The organism is Prosthecobacter dejongeii (assembly GCF_014203045.1).
Classification (GTDB): domain Bacteria; phylum Verrucomicrobiota; class Verrucomicrobiia; order Verrucomicrobiales; family Verrucomicrobiaceae; genus Prosthecobacter; species Prosthecobacter dejongeii.
In genome coordinates this window covers 361,707-385,438 of the sequence record NZ_JACHIF010000004.1, presented here as the reverse complement: position 1 = coordinate 385,438, position 23,732 = coordinate 361,707, and the positions used below count along the sequence as shown (strand labels likewise).

The following is a 23,732-nucleotide window of genomic DNA, read 5'->3' as shown; positions in this document are numbered from 1 at the left end:
CGGTCGTTCATTCTACTCCTTAACCGTTGTTAGCTTGGCTACCAGGTCACCGATATCAACGCCTAACTGGGAGGCCAAACCTGTCATGGCTTGCACTTGAAGCGCATCGATGCACATGAACCAAGGCAGGCCTTTTTTAGCTCCGTAAGCAATGTTATCCGCTATCTCATCCAAGCGAGCATGCCGGACCGATTCGCCATCCAGGCCTAACGCATCGCAATACTGCTCGACCGTGCCCGTGAAACTCCGCAGCTTTTCCTGCTCGGCTTTTTCATCTCGGCCGGCATCAATGCTTGGATCGACTCCACCTTTCCAATTCACGTCGCGCCAGTCATCCACGAGCGGGAGGAGCTTTTGCTGAATGGCATCCCCGATGACAAATTCCCACACCTCCTGGCAGTATTGCTGCCGCACTGGGCGACGGATTCTGTCATGAGCTTTTTTGACTTTGCGAAGCACCATCCTGATAGCACCAGAGCCGAGGCCCATCAAATTCAGCAGGTATTCAGGCGGATATTTCAGGCAAAACACAAGCTCCGTCCAGAGCTCCTGCAGAAGCTGATCAGCCGTAACAGGATCCTGATTCTGGTAAAAGTTGATGGATTCCCCTTCCTTCAAAACGGGAATGGAGACGCCACCCGCCAGCTCGACATATCGTACACCGTTATCGACCGCAGCGCCTTCTTCGTTCAGCTTGGTGCCTTTCCTCACCGCGCTGCGCATGCTTGCCGGATTTTCGCCCGTCGGTGTCTTGATGGCACCCAAGAAATAGGCGCGAATCTTGGAGGCATACATACGCACCGATTTACGGTCTAAGGCATCAAGAGCACTGGAGTTGCCGCTGAAAAGCCATGGGGTTCCATGGCGCTGATTGAACATTCGATCGGCGTAAATGTGCAGCATCTCTGACGCGTCTTTAATCTCATAAGAACTGCCTGCTAAGATGCCTGGAGAGGTCTGCTTGATGATGCTGTATTTGCGAGCCACATCCAGGCTATCAAACTGGATTCCGTTATCCCAAACAAGGGAAGTTCCATTGGCCACCATGTCACGAGCTCCTGCATTTCCGAGCTGATCACGAGTCAGAAATTGAAGCTGTAAACGGCGGAATTTCTTATCACTTAACGGCCTTGCTAGCGCCTCAGGGCGCGGATCACGAATTTTCAGCGCAAACACTTGGCCATCGCCAATCATGGTCTGGCCGATCATATGCTGCGATGCGTAGAAATCGAATCGGCGACGAATGTCGATCGCGGGCGATCTAGCCCATTGATCAAAGTATGCCGTAGCCGCGCGCTTGAACTCCAAATCCTTGCTTTCGCTGGTCGGCACTAGGCCATCACCCAAAGCTTCCTCGGGCAGCTGCGAGACCAGGTAACCCACAAATGGAAGCGCCTCCTGGAGGAATCGTGATGTGAGAACACGCTCCCGAGCTTGAGTGCTGGTCTCGGCTCTCCAGTTCCGCCAGGTCTGGCCCACGGGGGTGCTGCGGATTCCACCACCGCTATTGATTGCCGGCATTGCTGGAGGCAAGACGGCCGCTGTAATGGGCGCGGGCTTAGCTTTGGATCGAGCTTTAGAACGACTCATAAAAATCAGGAAAGGGGAAAGTCAGCGAGACGAGGGACAAGCATGGCCCCAGCCGCAGGGCTGCCGTTTTCTTCAGCATTCAGCATCTTGCGAGCTTGAGTGAGCACAGCGAGCAACTGGGCACCGGAAACTTTGCGCTCCGCGCTGCCGCTCTGACCTTTGAAGCTCGTAGCCGTTACAAATTCATCGCCAGCCATCACGAGGCCAAAAACGCGGTCAAATTCCGTGCGCAGCCAGGCTTTACCATTCACCTCGCCAAGGTCCTCAACATGCAGGAGGATTGCGTCAGTGAGGATATCGGGATCAACATCGGAGGCCATTCAAGGGCCTAGAGGATGTCAATCCTCATCCCGATGCAGGATGTATTCGCGCTCCTTTTGGGCCGGTTTCGATGCATCAGTTTCTGGCTCATCATCAGGTGCCTCCCACCCATACAATTCACGAATGAAATACCACATGGCCAGGCAATACTTCACCGTGTCGCCATAGTCGTTTTTTTCGGTCGGATCGACCCATACCCAACGCAGCCGCCCACGGACCTTTTTGAGCTGCCGTTTCTCCGCGCACAATTCCGCGATGAATTCGTCATCGGGATTTTTCATCAGCCACAAGCGAGGGGCCGGAAGCGGTAGCCTTTTGTGAGGGCTTCGCGCCATGATCTCCATGGCCGCGCAAATCTCTTCGTGCTGGCCAATTCGCTGTAGGTACAACTCAGTGGCGAATTCATTATGGCTCAAGTGGTAGCATTTGAACTCATAGCTATCGACCTTGCGGTCACGTTCATCGACCACACCCTTGATTTGCAAGCCCCCTGCCCCTTTACACGGGTAAATCCAATGGCCGCCGTGCAGCGGGTGATTTCGAGAGCGAGGGCGAGCACAGAAGTCTCGCACATCCTTCGTCGATTGATCCCCATCACCGTTACCCTCATCAATCCAGACGAAATTCACCATGATGTGTGGATCCCGCTCGGACTCAGGGATATCTCCCCAGTCCAGGATCTTGATGGGCTTCTCTGCGATCTCATAAAGATCTTCAAAGGCCAAGCACTCGCCGTAATCAATGATGAAAGCCTCACCGGAAGGCAGGAAGGCGACCTTAGACCACTTTTTAACGAGCTCTTGAACGTCCACAGCCATGGCCACGAAGCAAGGCAAGACGGGGCATTCACCATGCCGATAAACGCTACCCTTTGCCAGAGCTTTGACCATCTCGCCTTTGATGATGGTCTGCTTTTGTCGATAAGGCATGCCAAAACGCGTGCGATAAAAGTGCGCCAATTCGGTTCCACCCTTTTTGCTGGCCTTGATCCAATGCAACGCGATCGCTCCCCAGGTCAGCTTTGGCCGGAGACTGTATTGCTGCCCAATCTGCACGCTCATTTTACGCGGCTCAGGCTTATCATCATCCTGCCCAAAATTGGTTTGGCGGAACTCCGCCCTAACAAACTCATGGTCTTTCATTTCCAGCATCCACAGCTTGTGCTTTTCATCAATGCGGCCGTGGTGACGCGCTGGATCCAATCGGCACTCTGGATTGATGCACTGCCAAAAGGCATCATTCGCTACCCGGTCACCATCATAATCCCCATCTTCGGTGCGACAGTGATCATACCGCATATTTTTCGGGTCTAAGACCTGCATGGTCTCGCAGTGAGGACAAGGCACAAACAGTTGGTGACGAGTCCCGGTGAGATATTCCTGCCAAGTGATATCCTCCTCATTACGCGGCTTTCCGCCAAAGATGCCCTTGGCATTCAGCACGTCCATCATTCGGTCTAACAAATGACCATGGGCGTTGATTTCCCCAGACTTGAAGTTTTCAAACTGATCGAGCTCATCCGCGCAGATCAGCGAGGCCGTTTTATTCAACACCTGGCTAAGGCTTTGAGCACCCGCGAGAAAGACTGTCTTACCCTTCAAGTAAAGCGTCTCAGTCGTTAGCGCGCGATCATTCGAAGGCAGCACATCACGCAAAGCGCGCACGCTCTTGATCAATGGGATGATGCGCTTTCTAGCGATCCTTTTGACCTCCTTCGATTTGTCGATCGCGAAAATGATATTCGTGCCAAAATGGGTGAGCCACCACATCATGGCCACGAAGAAAGCCAGTGTGAAGCCCATACGGGAAGCTTTCGCCACGTACAGGAGATCATAGCGCGGATCTTCGATGAATTTGAAGACGATCGATGTCCAAGGCTCTAGCTCGACCCGGTAAGGGCCCGGAGCTCCAGCGCTCTCCTCACTGCTTAGCGCAATGTTCTCATGGCCCCACTTCGCGATCCCACCTTTGGGCCGTGGTCGAATGACCCGGCCCAACAATCCACGCCCCCATTCAGTGAGATCAATCATGCAGCGAGCTTCATGGTTTCACGGTTCAAAAAGCCACCACGGACAAGCTCTTCAAAGGCCTCATCAATCCCACGGTTCCAGATGGCCTCACGCTCAGCGTCTGTCGATGCCGCAGACAGCGACGGCCGCACTCGGGTGTAGGTGGAACGCACGGCATCCACGACGTTTGAGAGCAGCGGCATAAGAGCGGCTTCGACCGCCTCCAGATCCACGAGCTTTCCCTGCATTTTTCGGAGTTTAAAAATCGCCGCCTCAGCTTCTTCAACCTCCGTTCGCAATTCCCGCCACTTCCTTTCTTTCGACTCGATCAGGACGTGGTCACGCGGCTCTGCAGTCTCCGCCTCTAGGAGCTCAAGACGCACCCGCGCTAGCTGCCCCTTTAAATGATTCAGGTTTTCATCTTGGCTCGTTAGGGCCGGAGCCTCAAATGCAGGTGTAGCAGAGCTCCCGTTAGCCGCATTTGCGATAGGAGCTTGTGAGACCACCGACACGACCATAGACGAGGTACGCGCCGCCGCTGCCGCTCTGGAGGCCTCCAGAACTGATCTAGGGCATGATTGAGTCATTACCCTCTCCCACCATGCTGGCATCTCCTCAGGTCGATCTAACGGGGGTAGATCAGGCCCACCCGCCGCCGAGCGCCCCTGCTCTACCCACCACTTCAGCGTTCGAGTCTTTTTGCCATAGATGGACTCGTAATGCTTGTACGTTTCCTTTTTGGCGCTCTCCAACTTTGGCCGCACCGCGATACAGGCAGGCGCGTGCAGTTGCAGCGCTTCAGATTCGGCGGCGAGAGGGATCTCGGATTGTTCTAGCGCGTTCATGATGCAGCGCCGGCCGTTTTTTTGTCCGATGTTTTATTTTTACGTCGCGCGAAAATTTTGGGCAAGGCCCTACCCTTCCGAAAATTTTTGTTCGCCTTGATCAGCAGAGGGGCAGGAACGGGCGATAGGCAGCAACTAAGGCAGCTAGCAGGGCACTTTTGCCCTTCCATTTGCATGACCACGTCTAAATCCATGCCCCTCGCCTAGTGTCAAAAGACAGGGGCAAGAGTGCAATTCTTCGCCCCATTTGCGAATTCACTGGGGGACGGAGGACCCGCATTAGGCACCCTAGGGGGCAAAGAGATTCCTTACCGGGGTGGGATGGGGCAGGATCGCCCCTCATTTGCACGGAATTGCCCCTTATTCTGGCGGAAAGTGCAACCTCGCAACTCTTGCCCGTCATCTTATGCCCCTACTCTTTCAAGGCAAAGTCTTCTAATCTGACAATCTGACATCACAAAAGCTCAGTTAGGATCGAAAAAGTTAAACCGATAAGCTGACACCTAGCGCGCCTAATAAATAAAAAAACAACCCGCCACACCGTCACCACAGGGCGCGATTCCGCCTGGCCGTAGGCTTATAGCCTGACATCACAGCATGTCATACACGCCTTCGGCGTCAGGGTTTCGACCGCTGACGCCTCACTCCGCCGCCCCCCCCTCAGTCCTCACCTTCTTCATCTTCCGCCTTCGGCGCATCCATTTCGTCCGCTGACGCGGCAATGGCCCATCCCCTAAACTCCGCCCTGTCACGCTTAGCGATCCTGTCAATCCGGTCTTCCGCAAGTCGGCTCAGCATCGTAGCCGCGCCCGCTTTCCCCAGAAGCCTGGAGGCGGCTCGGGCCACAGAAGAAGTCCAGCCCTCCACGTGGCCACACAGCAGCTCTTCCAGCTTCTCAGCACTGCCTTCCCAGACCCAGGGCGTATTCTCCCAGGGCCGCCCACGGGGCTTCCGGCCGCTGTGATTCAGCGGATGCTTCAGTTCCCAAAGCTTCTTCGGAGTGCCCGCGATGTGGCAGATCTCAGCCGTATCAATCAGCCTCAGCAACTGAGCTGCAGGCGACTCATCAAACAGCTGTTCTGACAGTTGCGTGTGTTGAAAAGAACCAAAACCAAACCGCGTCGCATCCTGCCCATCGACCGTCAGCATGGCGGTCGGTATCTCAAATTCATTGAGCAACCAATACGCATACGCCGGCAGTTCTTTCCTCACCTGGTCGTTAAACGCTTTTTGTTCGGCCGCCGTTCGTGTCGGCATTGGCAGCGGCTTTTTGGCCACGAGCAGCATGATCACTTTATCACGAAAATCAGGTGTCAGCATAGGGAAGGCCCGGAGCTTATCCGGGTCGTTATTCATGGACAAAGTGAACCGCCAAAACGGATCCACAGTGAGCGGATCTGTGCGCATCAAACGCATGCGCTTGCTCTCGTTCGCCACGATGCGTTTGATGGCCTCGCTCAGGTTCACGCGATCGGCCGCGCTCCAGCTGCTCGTCAGAAGCTCTTCCATCATCAAATGTTCGCTGCCCATCATGTCAGCGTTAAAGCTATCATCCCCCATCAGGAAGGCCGTGGGGTCAGCCTTACGGCCACCTAACAAAGGCGTGATGATGTTCACCTGCAGACGGCTTTTCCCACAGCCCACCGGCCCACTCAGCACTAGCGCATGACCAGGCTTGTAGCTCCCCGGCTCCCCATACATCAGGCTTTCATAGGCGATCTTGCACCACGCGTGAAAGTACACGCTCTGATCCACATCCCCTGCCCCCAGGTTCAGCCGGTCCTCGATCAGCGCGCGCACAGTTGACCATTCACCCTTCTCGGGCTCGATCAATTTGGGCGACATCCTCACCACCACACGACGGCCGTCACTCAGCTCACGCACCCCCGCACGGTAGCCCGCCAGCGCCGGCAATACCTTCTCCACGCACCGCGCCTGGCGCGCATGCAAAAGCACGCGATCCATCTCACTCAGCCGCTCGTTCTCGCGCGTCTTCAGGGCAATCAATCGTCCGGGCAACATCCGCGCCAGCTGCTTGATCGATGACACCGGCCAGCGCGACCACAATTCGCCACCCGTTTTCACCACGAAGGAATCGCCGCCGTCATTCTCCCACCACAGATTCAGCTCGTCGCACACCTGATCGACGTCGAAGATCTTGGGCGCGGCCGCATCGCCGGGTGAAAACGTTGCCGCTTCATCCTTCGCACCTTTTTTGGCCTTTCCATCACGTGGATTCGCCGCTTTTTTTGTGGCTGCTTTCTTAGCCACCGAAGCCCTCCTTCCATTCACAGAAGGCATCGCGCACTTCATCACTATCCAGGATCACTTCGCTGCAATAAGCCAGGTCATTCAGATCCTTTACCGGCTTCCCGTCAGCTCTCACCAGGCCAGGCACGATGATCTCTCCCTCGCCATCCAGCACGTCCCCGAGGTAGAATGTCTTCACCGCCGCACCCGCGTGCGTCAGCTGCTCCGTCCATCGCGCGGCCGCATCACAGCCAGGTCGTGTTTTCACGATCCTTTCCGTACCATCCTTTTGTGGATGTCGCTTCACTTGCTCCTCATCCGCATCGCAGATGATCCGCACGCGCTTCCCCTTGAAGAAAGGCAGCGCCGCCTCGGCAATGCGACCACTCGCGCCCAGCATGCACACCACCCCCACCTCGCGCAGTCGGCTGAAACGCTGAAGGAAATGGTAACCCGCCAGCATATCCGCCCCACCTTCCACGAGGATCACACCCATTCGATTCCGCAGCTCGGCCGCGCCGAGTGGCCACGTTGCCGTTCCCAGTGTCCAGGATTTGAAGGGATCTTTACCGCCTTCCCCGCGCGGAGTGTAGGGTTCACCATCCAGGCGCCGAAACTGCGCCACCCACCGCGCATCATCGGTCACCACCCAGGAGGGGAACCTCGGCACCGGCGCGCACTCATCCGTATCACGGCCGCACTTGAACCAATGCGCATCACATGGGCTACACCAGCGGTTCTCCCGGCGATTCAGATACAGCGGCCACTCACAGTAGCCCACACGCTTCATCACCGTCGCGGCGATCCTCACCGACTCCACAGAAAGCCCGCGCAGTTTCGCCAGCGTTTCCATCTCGTCTTCTCGCAGCATCCGCATGCCTGGCAGCGCCGGCTTTTCCCCGGCCTCGATCCGCCGCGTGCCTTTTGCCACCGCCAGCGCCTTCGCTTTCGGCCGCTCCCATTTCACCCCAGGAATGACAGGAGCCAGCCCCACCAGCGAGGCCAGCTGATTCACTGCCTCCACATGGCTGACACCTTTGCGTTTTTCCCAAAAAGCAAAAAGATCCCCGCTCCATCCGCACCCGAAACAATGCGCTCGATCTGCAGCACGGCCGCCGATTAGAAATGACCCGCTCTTTTCTTCGTGAAAAGGGCAGCGTGCCCGCTGCGCATGCCCTTCCCTTCGGCCTTCCAGCCCATCTTTCGCGCACAGATCCGCCATCGTCAGCCGACCGCGAATCTGATCCCGCAGATTCGCCAGATCAATGTTATCTCCCACCTGCATAAAAAAGTTCCTCAAAGGGTTGTATCGCTATTCGTTAGACCATCAGTCCCACTGCTCGATCAGCAGCACGCGCCGGGGCCTTCGGAATTGCCCCTCCGGAGGCGTCACCGTCGGTAGCTTCCGCTCCCCAGATTTGCCCTCCAGACATACCGCATCACTCCCCTTCGCGGCGAGCATGGCGGCTATCTCCCCCATCAGCGCCGTCTTACCGCCGCCTGGAGGCCCGTAGAATCTCACCACCACATCCGGGCGCGGATACTTCGATGTTTTTTCAGCCACGGCTATTGCCCTCCTTTCTGTTCAGCACGGGCTTTCATCCGGATCTGAATGCTCCAGTCCTCAATGCCGGGATGGCTCAGCAGGCCTTTCAGCTCTTTCCCTTCTCCAGCCACCACCACTAGGCAGCACTTGCCTCGGCTGATTAACTTCTCCGTTCCTAGAGCCCGGTATTCCCAGCTATTTTTAGAGGTAAATTCACGAAGCCGCTCGATGCGTTCCGCCGTCACACTTCGAGGGCCATCAAAGACCACCAGAGCGGCAGACAACTGCGCAGCAGCGGCAAAAGACAAGTCATCAATGGAGGACGATTCGAAGCAAGCCCGATGCCTCACCACGCTTTTCATCCGCGTCAGTAGCGTCGATTTCCCGCACCCCCTTGGCCCCGTGATGATCACCAACGGAAAAGGCTCTGAGGCCGGATTCATAAGCGCCTCCGTAAACCACAACTGCGCCTGCAGTGCGTTCTCACGATCTTTCGAGCTGGCAAATTCGAAGCCCTCTAAGAGGCTAAAAGCTGATTTAAATTCTGACATAACTACTTCATTCTTTCTATTTGGTTAGGTTTACTTCCCTTCACTCAGGCTTCCCGCTTGGTGAAATTTCCCGCTTGATCTGAGGCCCCGCTCGATAGGCTTGCATGTCATCGGCATAGCCCTTGACCACCTCCTTAAAGCTGTCATGGCAAGCAGCCACGGCCATGGATGCTTCCTCATTGCCCTGGCTGACAAATTGATCATGCATGGACTTCACTTCCGACAGCCACTTCATGAGCCTGCACGTTAAAGGCTGAGGAGGAGCGGGGCCCCATGCTTCATTAGTCTTCAAAAAGCCTTCAAGCAGAAGCCCTCTTGGCCCGTGAGGATAAGCATAATGGACCATCTTCCCGTTGAGAATGGCATACTCGATTTCGCTTCTCGTACTCTCTCCAATGTAGTCGCCCACATTGAGAACCAAAACCTCATCAGCCAGGTCGATCTTGCGCTTATGAAGTTCGTCAAGACTCGCCTTCACGCGATCATACTCAGGCTTTGGAAGACTACCAAAGTGTGAATCATCACTGGCAGTTGCCGCCCCGATGCTAAGGACGATGACGCCCTCAAGCGTCAGCCTCAAACTCTCTTTCTGGAATGTTTCCCAGAACTTTGTACTTCCACACAAACAAACGATTTTTGGCCTCATATCACTATCACTCTTTCTATTTGGTTAGGTTGCTTCACTTCCCCTCGCTCAGCTGGGCCGCTTTGCGTTCCACCTGCTTGCGGCGCTTGTCCCATTCCTTCACCGCCTCTTTATCCTTGCGGTTAGGCTTCACCCCGATAAGCGCCGCCATGTCATGCGTGCCGGCATTCAGCGCGGCCGCTTTCTGTTCCACCGTCCAGTTCTCGGTTTTCGCCTCCTGGGCAGCATTGTGCTTTTCGTCGATCAGGAAATCGACACAGGCATAAGCTTCATCCGAGGTAATCCCCAGCTCATCAGCAATCTTGCCTCCCGAGTGTTGAGGGAAACGCGCCTTGTACTCACGCACCCGCTCCAGATGCGCTGGCACATCTTCCTCGATTTCCTGCTCGATGACTTTCCACAGCTCGCTTGCCCCCTCAGGCGTCAGCTCCAGATCTTCGCGCATCTGCATTTCGTCGCCTTCCGGATTCGCCATACGCCATTCCCGGCCGCGTTCCTTGAGTTCCTCACTCAGCTCACGCGGCAGCTCAGGAAAGAGTTCCGCAAATGCTGCCGCATCACCGCTGCAGGACTGCTCAGGCCCGCGCCCTAGCATGCCTGGGCCCGGAGGCCCCGTGCGACTTGGTGCTGCGTCTCGTTGCGCATCGCCTTCAGCTAAGATGCCCGCCGTGACGATATCCGCATTCAGCTGCTCCGTGGCGCGTGCGGGATCACTCTTCGCTCCCTTACTTTTCAGCTTGGGTTTCAGCTTCTCCGCCCGCGCTTTCTCAGCCTCTTTAAAGAGCTGCTCCTGCCGTTTTGTGACATACTTCTCCAGCGCCCCGCAATCCACTTCGACAGCCTTCGCCATCGTCTGGAAATCTTCCGCCCTTTCCAGCCCGCTGTAGCTCACATCATCCCAGACAGACGCCACCACGCACGCCGCCAGGAGGCCATTCGGGGTCAGGAGGTCCAGGTAATTTTTGATTCGTTGCTCGATGCCGACTCCATCCTCTTCCTCCTCAGCTGGGCCCCCGTCGAAGAATGCCATCAGATCATCCATGCCATCCGTGGCGCGTGTGATGGAGCTGAATAGCCCTTTGAGCAGATCCACGCTCGGCCCCTCAGCTTCCACTTTTTCGCGCAGCTCCTTCAGGCATTCGGTGACGGTCTCGGCCTTGATGGCCTTTTGCATTTTGGCCTCTTCATGGCGCAATCTTTCCGCCTCCTGGGCCTCAGCTTTCTGCTCAGGAGTCAAGCTACTATCCTGAGCCCCTTTCTGGCCAGGAATCTCAGCCTTAGCGAAAAGCTCAGGCTGCACCTGCTTGCCCGCCGTGATGGCCAGCACTTTATCGACGACCAACACAGGCTTACCATTCTCGCCAGCAGCCACCATCAACGGGACATTGACGCCCTTCAGGATCTTCTTCCATTTCGGTGCTTCGGCCGCTTTCTGCCAGTCATTGAGGTGACCACCAGTCGGGCTCTCATCCAGCATCACCCAGGGGGAGTTCCAGCGCTGCAAATCTGCGCCGCCAGCTTCCAACGGCAGCACTTCCGTTGCCCCACTTTTCGCCGCCAGTTCAGCCGCACGTTGCTGCCACAGCGCTTCCATCTTCAGCTGGAAACAGGGCGCGCGCGTGCATGTCAGCGGATCCACGCCGGTTTCACCCTTCCCCTTGTTATTCCCCGTCGCCAGCTCATTGGAAAAAACGGGGTGATTCTTCGCCAGCCAGGGGCACCGCTCACAGCTTCCGTCATTCGCCTCACCACAGGCCCCAGTGAAGCCCAGGGTTTTCTTCTGCTCCGGAGACAGGATGTCCGCATCCTCCCGATCCAGATCTTTGCCTTTCAGATTCACCTGGTACTCACTGGCGATCAGGGCCTCCGCTTCCTTCACCGTCAGCGGCCGCTGGCTCCAGTGCCCTTTCAGCACAGCCTCACCGGCTTTCACGCGATCTTTGGGATCGGCCACCCGCCCCACCAGGAACGCCACGCGCATCGGGATCACGCCGGCATCCAGCGCCTCCCTAACCTTCTCGGGCAGATCCAGAAGCGTCAGCACGCGCGCCACTCGATCCGTCTTCTTCTCATCATCATGCACCCGTAGGGCGATCTTCTGCAGCGTGTAAACCTTGGCCCCATCTTCATCACGCAGTTCTAACAAACGTTGATAAATCCGCGCTTCCTCGATCACGCTCAGATCTTCCCGCTTCAGGTTCTCGATCAGCAGGATCTCCGCCGCCTGGGAATCCGTGTAATCACGCACCATGCACAGCAGGCGCGGCCGCCCGATCGCCTTGCACCCGCGAAAGCGCCGCTCCCCTGCCACGAGCTCATAACGCCCATCGGGTTTCGGCCGCAAAATCGCCGGGGTCGTCTGCCCATGCTCACGCAGGCTATCCTCCATTTCCTTGGCCTTGATCGGGTCAAAGTGCTGCCGATTCAGGGGGCTCGCGTCGATCAGATCCAGGTCGATCTCTTTGACCATCTCCACAGGGGAAAGGCCGCTTTGGTTGTCCAGTTGCACCGCGACCATGTGGCGATGCCCGTCCATCCAGGTTTGTCCCGCGATAAGGCCCGCTGGGATAGCCATGCTCATGCTGTTCATTTCCGTTTTGCTTTCTGCGTTGTCGTTTTCTTGGGAGTGCCGTGCTTCTGCCGCAGCACTGAAAATTTCTTGAGCGCCGCCTTGCCACCCAGGCGGGAAACATTGCCTTTCCTCAGTTCCTTGTAGGTCTCTCGGGCTCCGTCATTCTTTTTGAGCCGCGTGCGAGTGCCGAAGAATCCCAGCTCCTCAAGGTACTTCTCCCAGTGCTTTTCCTCCCGGCTCTGAGTGGCCGCGCGCGTCTCATTCAGCAGCACCGCTACATCCGTCTGGCTCATGAACGCCAAATGTTGCGGCGATCCACAGCGCGTGATCACAAACAGCCGTTTCAGCGCCGCGACTGGATTCGGCCCCCCGGCCCAAATGAAATCCATCAGCTCCTGAAACGTGCGCACACGCGCTTCGCGGATCTCCACTTCCAGGCTGTCATCATCATGCATGACATGGCTGATCCCCATCTCCGGATTCACCGGATCAAAGGCCAGACCCCCGCCATTCAGCGCCCATACTTCCGCGATCTTCTGATCCACGGCTCTTTGCCAATCGGCGTAACTTGTGTATTCCATCAGTGATTCCCTCCTTCTGGCTCGACCGCCACGTGGCGGTCGTGATCGGGCTCCTGGGCATCCAGGCTGTGATCTCCGGCGCGCCTCAGTGAGGCCAGCATCCGCCGCTCTTCCTGGGCCGTGATTTTCTTCACCGGCACCGCTGCGATGCGAGACCCCGTCCAGATCTCTTTCCACTTTTCAGCAGGCGCAAATTCAGCAGGCAGCGGCGTCGCCTGGCCCGCGAACAAAGGCGTGTCTTCCACGCGATCAGGCGTTGGATCTTGCGCCACGCTCCCCACCATTTTTGAGGATGCCAGCGACGCTTTGACCGCATTCACAAAGCTCAGCATCTCGATCATCGCATGGCGGATCGCCACCGTCTGGCGCGTCGCCACCGGGAAAAGCGCTTCCATCTTACGCAGCTCCTCACGCATCTTCACCTCCGCTTCCACAGCGCGCGCGCATTCTGCCTGGAGTCGTTGGTCACTGCTCATATCAAGTAATCCTCCCACACCGGTTCGATCAGTTTCCCCGTCATCGTGAAGCGCTGCAGCAGCGGTAAAAGCTCCCGCACATGTCCCACCCTCAGCATCATTTTATGATGCTCATACCCGATCACGATCGCTGGCCAATTCGCCGTCGTTTCAGAGATCAGACATGTCTCCCCGGTTGCATCGGAAAAGTATCCGTAAGCACAGGAGTGATGATGGGACACCTGCACTCTCATCCGTGGGGCATTCCTTTCATGATTAAGCGGTGTGCCACTCTCATGGCATTGGCCATTTGTTGAGTATAATCAGCGATTGTGCCTTCCAGCGTCTGGTCAGGGACCTTTAAATCCACGGCATAAATGGCCGTCACTGTGAGCAGGGCTTTCATGCTGGCATAGTTGGCTTCCTGGCCATTCATCGCGGGATCTCTAGCGTCCGAGAGGGCTTGGGAGATAACCTTCGCAAGCCGCCCGCCCTCTCGATTTACCCGGTCCTCGACCTCCTGATTTAGTTCTTCATTCATGCTCGCTTTGTTCCTTTCCTTTTTTCGGTTTTTCCGCTTCCTCGCAGAGCCTCAGCTCTTCCCGCAGTTCCTCGACCGTCAGCGTGAGGCCCGAAGAGCGGGCCGCTAGCCATCGGTGGAAGGTCGGCAGCGCCACTCGCCAAGCCGGCCGCGTTGCCGTGGCCACCTTGATCGCAGGCAGGGCATCCATCTCGATGTAGCGCGTCATTTCCGAGGGCCGCTGCCCCAGGAAACGTGCGATCACACTCAATGGATAAAGCCCCGCTCTCATGCCGCCTGCTTGACCTCCTCAGCTTGGTGAGGTTGCACATGCACGCACAGCGGCGCGAAAGGCCGATCGGCAAAATAGACCGCCACCTCAGGCAGCTTCAGCACCTGCTGCATCGCGTCGAAAGTGCTGGTCGCCTCCACGTTGCGCATCCAGCGTTTTCCTGGGCCCTCAGCCCGAATGGTGCATTCACAAAGCATCAGCGCGCCCTCCCTTCCGTCTGTTCCGCATCTTCCGTGGTTGTCTCTTCGGCCTTGGGCAGCGGCTCCCCTTGCGGTGTCATCGGCACTTCACCACGAAGCCTAACCATGAGTTGGTTGAGGCAGCTCGACACGGTTTCCTGCCGTCGCTCGGCACCTGCCAGGGCATCGCTATAATCTTCCACACTCAGAGTCGTCATGGCCCCTCGAATCAACACCAGCACTTCCGCAGCTTCGGCGGCGAGTGAGGTCACAATATGCCAGAGATCCTCAGTCGTTAGGCGTGGCTCCAGGAGCGCCGCAAAGGGATCGGCATCCTGACGATCCATGGGGGATTCCGCGAACCGCTTGCAGAGCAGCTTGTAACCCTCCCACTCCGCTTCCTCCATCACTGCCTTACCGCCTTTGCCGGCAACGTAATGCAGGCGATTGCCCGCATTGATCGTGACGAGCACCGTATCGGCCCCCGCGATTCGAAATTGTTCGTCCGCCTTGCGGAACAACACAGGTACTCGGTTCATGGTCGTGGTCTTTCTAGGTTCAGGTTCAGATCCAACTGGGGTTGTGAAATGGGCGTGGCCTCAGCCCGCTCCAGGCGCTCCGCGTCCGCGATCAGCATCGCCGCCGCGACGATCAGATTGGCCTTGGCCGTATCTCTCGGGTGCCAATCGCACGCCCGGAAAGGCCACCAGCTCGATGGAGCGGGCCGGGTCAAAGGTTGCCCCGTTCGCACGCTGCCATCCTGCTCATAGGCATGCCGCGCATACTCCAGCGCTGCCAGCGTCAGCTCCCCGTGAGTGTGCTCATCATCGTGCGTTGCATCGTAGCCCTTGGCCTGCTGCACCGCCCGCTCCGTCAGAACCATCTCAAAGGCAAACGTCAGGCCGATATCAGCCATGAGATCATCAGTCATCAGATCCAGCACAGCCGGAGCCCCCTTGACCAACTTCATCTTCACCAGCCAGTCACGGATCGCTTCCCGCACAATGCGGCGTGTGTAGATCGGCGCACTCATCGCCCACCTCCCGCTCTGAGAGGTGCGTGGGCACTCCTGCCCGCTTTACGCTGGGTAGGGACGCGCTCAGGAAAGGCCCGCGCATAAACCTCACGCGCAGTCTTCCCCCACTCACGCGCCATTCCCACCCAGCCTCGGGCCGCGATAGGACTTTTCTCCTCTTTGGCCTTTCTCAGAGCCCGGAGCGCGATGTTACGGCACCGCCCAAAGTCCATCAGCGCCCATTCCCGGTCGCTGTAGCCAGGCATCCCCGGCCCTTTGCTCTTCGCCTTCTTGTTAGTCGCACTCATAGGTAGGCAAGTGTTTGATGTTAGGCCGCAAGGGCAGGCTCCTTGCCCTCGCGCTGCTCTCTGCGACGGCGCGCCACTTCCTTGGCCGCTTCATAAAGCACACGTGCAATCGGCTTATCCTGCTCCTCTGCTTCAGCAGTGAGTTCGCACAGCTCCTCAGCGTTTAAGGAGTCCGACAAATTGACTTCGATGGTCGCGTTCATATTTACCAAATAGGTTAATTACACCCGCATATTGTTACCAATCTGGTTAATTGGCAAACAAAAATTTGCCAAACGGGTAAATTTAAATCATGATCCTTTACCCATGACCGGCGAACAACTACGCACACTGCGAGAATCACGAGACCTCACTCGGGAAGAGCTTGCTGCTCAACTCGGCAACTGCTCAGCATCAGGAATCGTTAAATGGGAAGGAGGCATCTCTCCTGTTCCTCAGTGGGTGGAGGAAAAAATGATGGGGGCGTCAGTGATTAAGTTTCCGCTCTCTGAGCTTTATGAGCTCCTCATGATGGCCAAAGAGGAAAACATCAGCTTTGATGATCTCTTGTCCGAGGCTATTCAAGATGTGCTCGTCAAGCGCCGGTCAAAGTCACAAGCCCCCAACTCCGTGAACACGGGGGCCAAGACTGCAGCTCCTGCCGTTTCCTCCAGCAACATCACCAAGATGCCGCCTCAACACATCGCAGCCGAAGACGAAAAGTCTCAGGCAGCAGATCCCAAGTCGCCGAAGAAGGTCAGTTATACTTCTGGCAAGCGCAAGAAAGCCTAAAAAAGCCTAACCAATCGTCTAACATTATCCCCTTTCAAAGCCCGTCTTGAGACGGGCTTTTTTATTGGTATCGCACACGACTCTTAGCCTTCAGCTTTTCAGGAAAGAGCTTCGCAAGGGCAACGCGAACTTTCAGAGCCATCTCGTCACTTTCCCAGAAATACAGCTCCTCGCCTTTCTCGTTAGCGCTCCATCCTGGTTGCGTTCGGTTCAAATATTCTGTTACGGCCATAGATTCCTTGAGCGTTATCCACCGGAAATCAGGACTTGGCGAATCGTTATTTATCCCTCGCCAGACCCTTTTAGCACGCATCTCATCCACAATCTCATTCAGCAGATTTTCGAAGAGAAATGATTCATCATTCTTTAGAGCCCAAGATCTCCCATCTTGCCAAGCTTCTGTCCCAACCTCAGCAAGCTGATCTCCCTCGAAGATCTCACCCTCATTTAGCCATCGATGAACGGTGTCCTGGTCATAAGGACCATGCACTACGCCATCTCGACATAACCACCAGCTTTTCATTTTAATTCAGCCTTGCAGGCAGGGCAAAAGCTAGAGGTCTTCATCACTTTGTTGCCACATTCGCTGCACACATGATGGCCATTCGCGAAATCAATCATGAAGGCAATGATGATCATCGGAATCCCGACAGGGAAGAAAATGAAGCACATGATGACGCCGCCAAAGAACAAAAGTATGGCCGGACATCCGCTGCTTTTAACCAACTTTACGCGGCCAATCGCTGGAGGAATGGAGTGCTTAATTTGAGAAAATGATGTCGGCATTTGCACGGCCTCTAATTCCTCAGACAGCGGTATCCAGAGATCCTCCCCCGTCCTGCTTACCTGAGCCAAAGCATTCACCTGGCCAGCCTCATACATCCGCTGCAGTTGCCCAATAGCAAAAGGCCCCTCGGCCGGGGAAACGCCATCACGGGAAAGCCAATAAACATTCATCTAAGAATAAATTCCCGTAGAACGTACACGATGCAAGTATGAAAATCGCTCTCGCTGTCGCCGTTGCTGCCTTAGCCCTGGTAATCACCCTCTCACTCCCCGCCGCCCGTCCCGATTGCGCCTACTGCAACCCCAGCGGCCTCTGTGGAGCCTGCAAAAACTGCAAGTACTGTGGACATTGCAACGCCGGTGGTAAATGCTCAGTCTGCCGCTAGGCTATCTAATAGAGAGATAATCCCATTCAATCTAGGTCAACAGATAGTAGGCTTCACCGCTCTTTGTGGCAGCTTTAAATTCAATTCGATGTTGAAAGTAGGTTACTTCCCCTTTCCCCTCCAGCCTAACATTGAGAGGAGCTGTAGGAGTAAATTTAAGCTTACCCGATTCCTTGAGGTCATCCCAATCAAGGAATTCAAGCTTGCCAGTCCCTGCCACTCGACTACCTAAAATCAGTTGGCTTTCATTGGCTGCAGGTAGACCCTTCAACTTATCGAATTCTTCTTTTTTCATACTTAAGTCATAGACTTATTTAGCAGAAAAGGCCAATATTAATTTCTTCAATGTTAATGCGAATTAAAGCCCGATCTGAAACCACTTATCGCCCTCCTCTTTCATCAGAGGACGCCGATACGACTGACGGATCTCCGCCTCGCTGTTCCCGCACCATTCCGCCACTTGGCTGCGGCTATGCCCCTGGGCCAGCCGGTAGGAAATATAGCTGTGCCTCATCACATCAGCAGGCCAGTTCTCGACAATGCCATGCTTTCTAGCGAGCGCTGAAATCTCATCGCCTGCTTTGGTGGTGCAGAGCGCCCCTCGAACACGTTTGCCGTAAAAGACCTTGTCCCGAGGATCCTCAATCTTCCCGCCCAGGATCTTCCTCACGTTGTCAGGAATGGGTACAAACCGCTGGCGCAGAACCTTATTGGCCACCTTCGCTGAAAGGCCCACGTAGCCACGCTCCCAGTCCCACATCTCAGGGGTCATTCGAAGGATCTCCTTTGGTCTAGGACCCAACCAGCATGCCGTGACAAAGTAGTTCAGCGCCTTCGGTTCTTCTTTCTGGACCAACTTCAAAAGCGCCGTGGCCTGCTCGACCGTGAAAATCTCAGGTATCCCCTGAGCCACACGCTCTCGCTCCAGCGTCTCTCCTGGGTGTTTCTCTCCCTGGGGCCAGTAATTCCATTTTCGGGCCTTATTCAAAAAAGTACGCCAACAATCGAGCCGATTGTTGTGCGTTCGAGGAGCTGCTACCTCGCCATTCAATTTCCGGCGATTCACCCAGCGCTCGACGAATTCTTCCGTGAGATCGCAGATCAGCAGATCTCCGTAAGTCTTGCAGAAGAGGCCAATTTCCTTCTCCAGCGTTTCCACTGTCTCAGGATCTCGCTTCCCGTAGCTATCAATCAGCCGATCAAATCCTTTCTGGACCGTGACCAGCTCAACCTTTGCCAGGCCTGAGGCCTCATAATGAGAGACCGCCCGGCTGAAGAACTGCCAGCCCCCGTATTTCTGGGCCGCAGACTCCAACTCATCCAGCACCGCAAAAGGCGAGCGATCCCCACTCACGGCCTTAAGTCGGGTTAAGAGCGCATGGTCCGCCGTGGTCATCATCATGCCCCCCTGCCCCGCATCCAGCGCCCGAACTTTCAACTCCGCGAACTCGATGGCCTTCTCTCTTTTCGCCTTTGTGGTGGACTTACTCTTGCCCGCCTCCCTCCAATTCACCTTCCAATAGCCATTCCCCCGCTGGAATACTTGAGCGACCGCCGTCCCAAAGGTGACCGCGATGATGCCCTTCTCATTCTCCGTGATGGCTTTTTTCCGCTTCAATTCTACACCACTTTACACCAGTAAAAAGGCATGAAAAGGCCTAAAAAGGCATGATTCAGCAAAAATCCCCTCAACCCCACAAAAAAGCCCCGAGGCCATATTTTACAAGGCTCGGGGCGCTTTTCGCAGTGGCGGAGAGGGTGGGAGAATACCCAAACGCCGTCTTTTCCTTGGAAATCAAGGGCTTAGGCCCGTGACATCGTGAATCAGTGTGCCGCTTCGGTGTGACACTGCAACCGTTTTGTGACTTGCTCACTCACTCGCGCAAGGGAGCACGCTTGGGCTTCGTCTGCTTTGTGTTCAAAACGAGCGGCGTTTGCAGCGTAACGGCTTCTCTTTCGGCCTTGGCATCTTCTTCCCGCTGGCGCTTCTTTTCCAGAATGATGCTGCCCAGCTTCTTGAGCAGTTCGGCAATCCCCCGCTGTCTCTTCATCCGAATCAAAACCTCAGGCGTTACGTCGGGGTCAGGCATCCAAGGCTTCGCATCTGACACGGCATGTTCATGGTGTTGCTGTCTGGCGAAGTCTTCCGGGAACCGTCGTTCCAGCATCCATGCTGCGGCCCGCCAGTCGCGCTTTGCCGCGTCACAGATGGATGAAACATGCACCTGCATGGCGACGGCTTGAGATTGCCGAAGTTGCTGGTAAAACTGGCAATATTCAGGCGGGGCACTTTCATTCTCTCCCCGCTTTTGCCAATGATTGAGCGTGTCGTATGACATGCCCGCGACTGCGGCAGCTTGTTTGAGCGGCATTCCCTGTTCAATCGCCTCCAGAAGCGCGGCTTGCCTAGTGGGGTTCAAAAGCGTGGGTCTGCCGGGCTTTTTGGCAGGATTCTTGGGAATGTAAACGGGCTTGGGCATGGTGGGGCATCAGGCGATGTTCAATGCCCGGAACTACCATACGCAAAGCCAAACCAAGGCACGGAGAGGATAGCACGGTGCCCCCCTCGATTCAAAGCATGTATGCGCCGCAAAAAAGGACGCTCTGACTAGTGGCAGATCAGGCTTCCCGGCAAGTGAGCACCGGTTGCAACAAGGGGGCTTGAACACATGTGCGAAAGGAAGGCTTTTTAGGTGGCATTGTCGAGACGCTTCAAAAGGCGGTGAACTGATGTGCTGTGCCATTGCTTGCCTTGCGGGGTGGCAATGCCACGAGCATTCAACGCAGTGGCAACTTCACGAACGGCGGTGATGCCTTCGGATTTGAGGGCTTCAATCGTGGCCTCCAAGTTGTGTGCTGTCTTCACAGCTTGCTCGTGATTGGCCTTGCCCAGCTTCGCACCGTGTTTGCCCAAGACCACGCCTCTTGCCTTGGCACTGGCGAGAGCGGCTTTGGTGCGGGAGGAGATGGCACGTGCTTCCTCTTCTGCGACGGCGGCGAGAATTTGCACCGTGAGGCGGTTAGCGGTCGGGTTGTCCACTGCCAAGAACTCAATCCGGGACTCCATCAGGCCGGAAATGAAGTGGAGATTGCGGGCCAGTCTGTCCAGCTTGGCAATGATGAGCGTTGCTTTCTGCTTCTTGCATAGAGCGAGGGCGGCGTTTAGCTGCGGGCGGTTCTTGCGCTTGCCGCTCTCCACTTCCACGAACTCGCCAACGAGGTTCCACTTGCCGCCGTTCAGGTAGCTTTCAACGGCTGCCTTTTGGGCTTCTAGTCCAAGGCCGCTCTGGCCCTGTTTCGCTGTCGAAACGCGGTAATAAGCTACAAATTTGCCATCCATGTTCACACATATATGCTCGTATATGTGTGAACACAAAAGGAAAGTGTTATTTTTGAATGTGTCGAAGACGAAATGCCATGTGCGAAGCGGTTGATGGCTTTAATTGAATGGTGTCCATTCTTTTCATCTATGAAAACTATTCTCTGCGCACTCACAACACTCCTGCTGTTCGCGAACGCTCATGCAGACCCATCTCAACCCAATCTTGTGAAACCATTGGGCCAAACCGGTTTGTGGGAGCAGAAGCCCGCGTTCTCAGATGAATTCGATGGCGCGGCAGTCGATCCTAAGAAGTGGACAACAAATATTGCGAGTTGGGGACCCTGGACATGGGATGAGAAGAACGCGGTTCAGAAGGACGGCAAGCTAGTGCTGAGCATGACCTATGAACCGCATACACGGAAGAACGGTCTATCGCTGTCTTACAAGTCGGGCATCTTCCGCTCGAAGCTGAAACGCACCTACGGCTATTACGAGGCGCGAATCAAAGGTTGTAGCCTCTTCCCTGGGGCCTGTCCCGCGTTCTGGATTTACAGCGATGGCAAGACCTCAACAGGCGAGGTGCGCTATTGCGAGATCGATTTCGTCGAACTGCAAATGAACGAACTCAATCGCGAAACCAAGGTGCGCGACTCCGTGAATCAGATCGACATGAATCTTCATCTGCGACTTGCAGACAAAGACGGGAAGGTCCGCTGGGTCAGGCCGGGAACGGACCCTGCGCTCTGTAAGAATGCTTGGACGGCTCCTTGGGACCCGCGTGAGGATTTTCACGTCTATGGCTGCGATGTCACCCCTGAAAACATCATCTGGTATATCGATGGCAAGGAAGTTGCCCGGAAGCCCAACCAATACTGGCACCTGCCGATGAACCTCACTCTCTCCCTTGGACTAAGGTATCCGCACATCGGTTGGGTGGGGCAAGAGATGAAACCCCAACCACTGGCAGCAACGGAGAAGGGTTTTCCCACATCAATGGAAGTGGACTATGTGCGTGTGTGGGAGCGCAAGTCCTAGAGCGCGATTCTTGCCAGAAGCAACAGCCTCGCGCTGTAGGCCTTAATAAAATAGTGATTTCGAGAACACACATTCAGATTAGCCCTTCCCACGGAAAACCGGGCGATTTCGGGGCAAAAAGCGGGCAACGATTGTTTGAACACACTTTCAGAAGCGGAGACGGCCAAGTTGAACACATGTGCGAGCCTTGGCGGCAGAGCTAAGGCCGGGGAATGTCACTCACGGACACGGACGGGAGGCGAGAGGCTGGTGGGTTGCAGGACGAATTCGGATAGGTCAATGCCCATCAAGGCTAAAAGAGGATCACCTGCTATCGAGGAAAGGGCCGCTGCGGCGTCTCTGTAGGCATTGGTGAGCACATAAAACTTCCGTTTGTGGTCAAACTTAATGATCCCGCGCTCCGCCAGTGTCTTGAGAGCATCGGAATACGGCCCCTTCTTGATGCCGCCCCGGTAGCCTTTGTGAAAGCAAAGCCAGATGAGCATGGTTTGAATTCGATCCATGCGTGTCTGCTTAAAGATCGTGGGAGGAATGGCCTCAAAGACGGCGGTAATCAGTTCCAAGAGCGTCTTGGGCTTCAATTCGGGAGTTTGCACGGTTTGCAAATGCTCCATGACGTTGTTCATGTGCTTCGCCGCCCGTTGCCGGAGTGCTTTGAGCAGATGCGGAACATCGTCCCAAGAGCGCCCGCCTGCTTCCGGGTTCAATCCGGCCTCTTTGAGAAGCGCGGCCCGCTGATTCCAGAGTTCGGAATGCACAATCTCGAATCGAATCCGCCGATTGGTTTTCGCATACAGCTTCAAGCGCACATTTTTGGCTATCGGGATGCTGAAACAGGGGGAGTTGTAGATGTGCCCGGCCTCTTTGGCCTGCATTTTGTGCATGGCTACTTTCCCTCCGGTCTTGGAAAGGTGCATGAGCTTCGTTCCAAGCTCCCAGACGGTAGTGATGGGATTGTCTGCGGGGAACTCCCAGAGCGTTTCCACCTGGCTAAGGCTGTATGAGTCTTCCCGCTCCCAGCCCATTTGCGGCCAATCGGCTTCCGGGTCGATTTGAAGCACGCTCTTTTCAATGACGTTGCAGGCACGGGACAATTCCTTGCCCATTTGATCGCCGATCAACTCCAGATACTTCGGGAAGTGTTCTCTGGTGGCATACTTTCGCCATTCGGGAGTGTCGGGCAGCCAGTTGTCCTGCTCATCAAGGGATTGTTCATCTCCATGAACACAGCGTTTGCCCTTTCGTCTTTGAAGGCGCGGAGTGTGCGGCTTTTTGGGGTTGTCCTGCGGTGGCTGATGCCTGATGAAGCGTTGCAGATTCAGGGAGAGGTAGAGCTTGGCCGTGTGAATGAAGTCCCCAGTGATGGGCAGTTGACTGTCCAGACGAAAGCGGCAGCAGCCGGAGCAAAGGGGCGGCTCGATACGGCGTGAATCCGTGGGATGGATTAAAGCCTGTTTCCGAATCCAGAATTTCCGGTCGTCTTTCCCCGAAAGACGGCAAAGGAACGCTCCATACAACGGCTGGCCGCCGGGAACAATGTCGGAATCCCATGCGAAATCATCCATGTAGCCCGTCTTCTCTTTGTCATCCGGTGGCGAAGAAAGATGGCTCTTGAACTCATCAACGATCTCATCGCCGGGAGTCAGGCCAAACACACGCCACGTCCCCAAGTCTAAATCAATCTTGTCCTCCGCAGCATCTTCGGGAAGGAACTTTGTATCGAGGGAGAAGGGTGATGAATTCAATGGTTGA

At 55.7% G+C, this 23,732-nt stretch carries 27 protein-coding genes; 2 read left to right on the top strand and 25 right to left on the bottom strand.

Features of this window, described 5'->3' with window-relative positions; translation table 11 throughout:
* Window positions 1-12: 12 nt before the first annotated feature.
* The 18 genes from HNQ64_RS12160 to HNQ64_RS12075 form a co-directional block, all read right to left on the bottom strand.
* Entirely contained in the window at window positions 13-1,590 is a 1,578-nt protein-coding gene (locus HNQ64_RS12160) for a phage portal protein (RefSeq protein ID WP_184208885.1), read from the bottom strand.
* A 5-nt stretch (window positions 1,591-1,595) separates the two neighbouring features.
* Entirely contained in the window at window positions 1,596-1,910 is a 315-nt protein-coding gene (locus HNQ64_RS12155) for a hypothetical protein (protein ID WP_184208883.1), read from the bottom strand.
* Window positions 1,911-1,928: 18 nt separating this feature from the next.
* Window positions 1,929-3,941 carry a terminase gpA endonuclease subunit gene (locus HNQ64_RS12150; RefSeq protein WP_184208881.1) on the bottom strand — a complete coding sequence of 671 codons (2,013 nt, stop codon included), beginning with the start codon at window positions 3,939-3,941 and terminating at the stop codon, window positions 1,929-1,931.
* Window positions 3,938-4,765 carry a hypothetical protein gene (locus HNQ64_RS12145; protein WP_184208879.1) on the bottom strand — a complete coding sequence of 276 codons (828 nt, stop codon included), beginning with the start codon at window positions 4,763-4,765 and terminating at the stop codon, window positions 3,938-3,940. Before HNQ64_RS12145 ends, HNQ64_RS12150 begins: the two co-directional genes overlap by 4 nt.
* A gap of 660 nt (window positions 4,766-5,425) precedes the next feature.
* On the bottom strand, window positions 5,426-7,066 hold the full coding sequence (locus HNQ64_RS12140; RefSeq protein WP_184208877.1) for a primase-helicase family protein: 1,641 nt from the start codon (window positions 7,064-7,066) through the stop codon (window positions 5,426-5,428).
* The gene (locus HNQ64_RS12135; protein WP_184208875.1) at window positions 7,029-8,315 is read right to left on the bottom strand and encodes a CHC2 zinc finger domain-containing protein; all 1,287 of its coding nucleotides are present in this window, start codon (window positions 8,313-8,315) and stop codon (window positions 7,029-7,031) included. The genes HNQ64_RS12140 and HNQ64_RS12135 overlap by 38 nt, the downstream gene beginning before the upstream one ends.
* A gap of 27 nt (window positions 8,316-8,342) precedes the next feature.
* A complete protein-coding gene (locus HNQ64_RS12130; RefSeq protein WP_184208873.1) occupies window positions 8,343-8,579 on the bottom strand; it encodes a hypothetical protein in 237 nt (78 codons plus the stop codon).
* Between the two features lie 2 nt (window positions 8,580-8,581).
* A complete protein-coding gene (locus tag HNQ64_RS12125) occupies window positions 8,582-8,869 on the bottom strand; it encodes a hypothetical protein (protein WP_184208872.1) in 288 nt (95 codons plus the stop codon).
* Between the two features lie 283 nt (window positions 8,870-9,152).
* Window positions 9,153-9,758, bottom strand: coding sequence for a hypothetical protein (locus HNQ64_RS12120; RefSeq protein ID WP_184208870.1), 606 nt, complete (start codon window positions 9,756-9,758; stop codon window positions 9,153-9,155).
* A 34-nt stretch (window positions 9,759-9,792) separates the two neighbouring features.
* Window positions 9,793-12,339, bottom strand: a complete 2,547-nt coding sequence (locus HNQ64_RS12115; RefSeq protein WP_184208868.1) for a ParB/RepB/Spo0J family partition protein — start codon at window positions 12,337-12,339, stop codon at window positions 9,793-9,795.
* Window positions 12,340-12,344: 5 nt separating this feature from the next.
* Window positions 12,345-12,911, bottom strand: a complete 567-nt coding sequence (locus HNQ64_RS12110) for a hypothetical protein (RefSeq protein WP_184208866.1) — start codon at window positions 12,909-12,911, stop codon at window positions 12,345-12,347.
* Complete coding sequence (locus HNQ64_RS12105) at window positions 12,911-13,387, bottom strand: hypothetical protein (RefSeq protein ID WP_184208864.1); 477 nt, start codon at window positions 13,385-13,387, stop codon at window positions 12,911-12,913. Before HNQ64_RS12105 ends, HNQ64_RS12110 begins: the two co-directional genes overlap by 1 nt.
* 229 nt (window positions 13,388-13,616) lie before the next feature.
* Entirely contained in the window at window positions 13,617-13,907 is a 291-nt protein-coding gene (locus HNQ64_RS12100; protein WP_184208862.1) for a hypothetical protein, read from the bottom strand.
* The gene (locus HNQ64_RS12095) at window positions 13,900-14,115 is read right to left on the bottom strand and encodes a hypothetical protein (protein ID WP_184208860.1); all 216 of its coding nucleotides are present in this window, start codon (window positions 14,113-14,115) and stop codon (window positions 13,900-13,902) included. Before HNQ64_RS12095 ends, HNQ64_RS12100 begins: the two co-directional genes overlap by 8 nt.
* A gap of 59 nt (window positions 14,116-14,174) precedes the next feature.
* Window positions 14,175-14,375, bottom strand: a complete 201-nt coding sequence (locus tag HNQ64_RS12090) for a hypothetical protein (protein WP_221305433.1) — start codon at window positions 14,373-14,375, stop codon at window positions 14,175-14,177.
* Window positions 14,375-14,896 carry a hypothetical protein gene (locus tag HNQ64_RS12085; protein ID WP_184208855.1) on the bottom strand — a complete coding sequence of 174 codons (522 nt, stop codon included), beginning with the start codon at window positions 14,894-14,896 and terminating at the stop codon, window positions 14,375-14,377. The genes HNQ64_RS12090 and HNQ64_RS12085 overlap by 1 nt, the downstream gene beginning before the upstream one ends.
* Window positions 14,893-15,390 carry a hypothetical protein gene (locus tag HNQ64_RS12080; protein ID WP_184208853.1) on the bottom strand — a complete coding sequence of 166 codons (498 nt, stop codon included), beginning with the start codon at window positions 15,388-15,390 and terminating at the stop codon, window positions 14,893-14,895. The genes HNQ64_RS12085 and HNQ64_RS12080 overlap by 4 nt, the downstream gene beginning before the upstream one ends.
* 310 nt (window positions 15,391-15,700) lie before the next feature.
* The gene (locus HNQ64_RS12075; RefSeq protein WP_184208852.1) at window positions 15,701-15,883 is read right to left on the bottom strand and encodes a hypothetical protein; all 183 of its coding nucleotides are present in this window, start codon (window positions 15,881-15,883) and stop codon (window positions 15,701-15,703) included.
* Between the two features lie 103 nt (window positions 15,884-15,986).
* Here HNQ64_RS12075 and HNQ64_RS12070 point away from each other — a divergent pair, with 103 nt between their 5' ends.
* Complete coding sequence (locus tag HNQ64_RS12070; protein ID WP_184208850.1) at window positions 15,987-16,451, top strand: helix-turn-helix domain-containing protein; 465 nt, start codon at window positions 15,987-15,989, stop codon at window positions 16,449-16,451.
* Window positions 16,452-16,512: 61 nt separating this feature from the next.
* On the opposite strand, the gene HNQ64_RS12065 is transcribed toward HNQ64_RS12070, so the two are convergent.
* From HNQ64_RS12065 to HNQ64_RS12040, 6 genes are all read right to left on the bottom strand, one after another.
* Window positions 16,513-16,974, bottom strand: a complete 462-nt coding sequence (locus HNQ64_RS12065) for a hypothetical protein (RefSeq protein ID WP_184208848.1) — start codon at window positions 16,972-16,974, stop codon at window positions 16,513-16,515.
* Window positions 16,971-17,408 (bottom strand): DUF4339 domain-containing protein, encoded by a 438-nt coding sequence (locus HNQ64_RS12060; protein ID WP_184208846.1) that lies wholly within the window; start codon window positions 17,406-17,408, stop codon window positions 16,971-16,973. Before HNQ64_RS12060 ends, HNQ64_RS12065 begins: the two co-directional genes overlap by 4 nt.
* Before the next feature lie 246 nt (window positions 17,409-17,654).
* Window positions 17,655-17,918 carry a hypothetical protein gene (locus tag HNQ64_RS12055; RefSeq protein WP_184208844.1) on the bottom strand — a complete coding sequence of 88 codons (264 nt, stop codon included), beginning with the start codon at window positions 17,916-17,918 and terminating at the stop codon, window positions 17,655-17,657.
* A gap of 63 nt (window positions 17,919-17,981) precedes the next feature.
* A complete protein-coding gene (locus HNQ64_RS12050) occupies window positions 17,982-19,241 on the bottom strand; it encodes a tyrosine-type recombinase/integrase (protein WP_184208842.1) in 1,260 nt (419 codons plus the stop codon).
* A gap of 256 nt (window positions 19,242-19,497) precedes the next feature.
* Window positions 19,498-19,995, bottom strand: a complete 498-nt coding sequence (locus tag HNQ64_RS12045; RefSeq protein WP_221305432.1) for a hypothetical protein — start codon at window positions 19,993-19,995, stop codon at window positions 19,498-19,500.
* Window positions 19,996-20,312: 317 nt separating this feature from the next.
* Window positions 20,313-20,963, bottom strand: coding sequence for a recombinase family protein (locus HNQ64_RS12040; RefSeq protein ID WP_184208838.1), 651 nt, complete (start codon window positions 20,961-20,963; stop codon window positions 20,313-20,315).
* Between the two features lie 129 nt (window positions 20,964-21,092).
* Between HNQ64_RS12040 and HNQ64_RS12035 the strand changes: the two genes are divergently transcribed.
* Window positions 21,093-21,980, top strand: coding sequence for a kappa-carrageenase (locus tag HNQ64_RS12035; RefSeq protein ID WP_184208837.1), 888 nt, complete (start codon window positions 21,093-21,095; stop codon window positions 21,978-21,980).
* A gap of 215 nt (window positions 21,981-22,195) precedes the next feature.
* On the opposite strand, the gene HNQ64_RS12030 is transcribed toward HNQ64_RS12035, so the two are convergent.
* Window positions 22,196-23,725, bottom strand: a complete 1,530-nt coding sequence (locus HNQ64_RS12030; protein WP_184208835.1) for a hypothetical protein — start codon at window positions 23,723-23,725, stop codon at window positions 22,196-22,198.
* Between the last annotated feature and the right edge of the window lie 7 nt (window positions 23,726-23,732).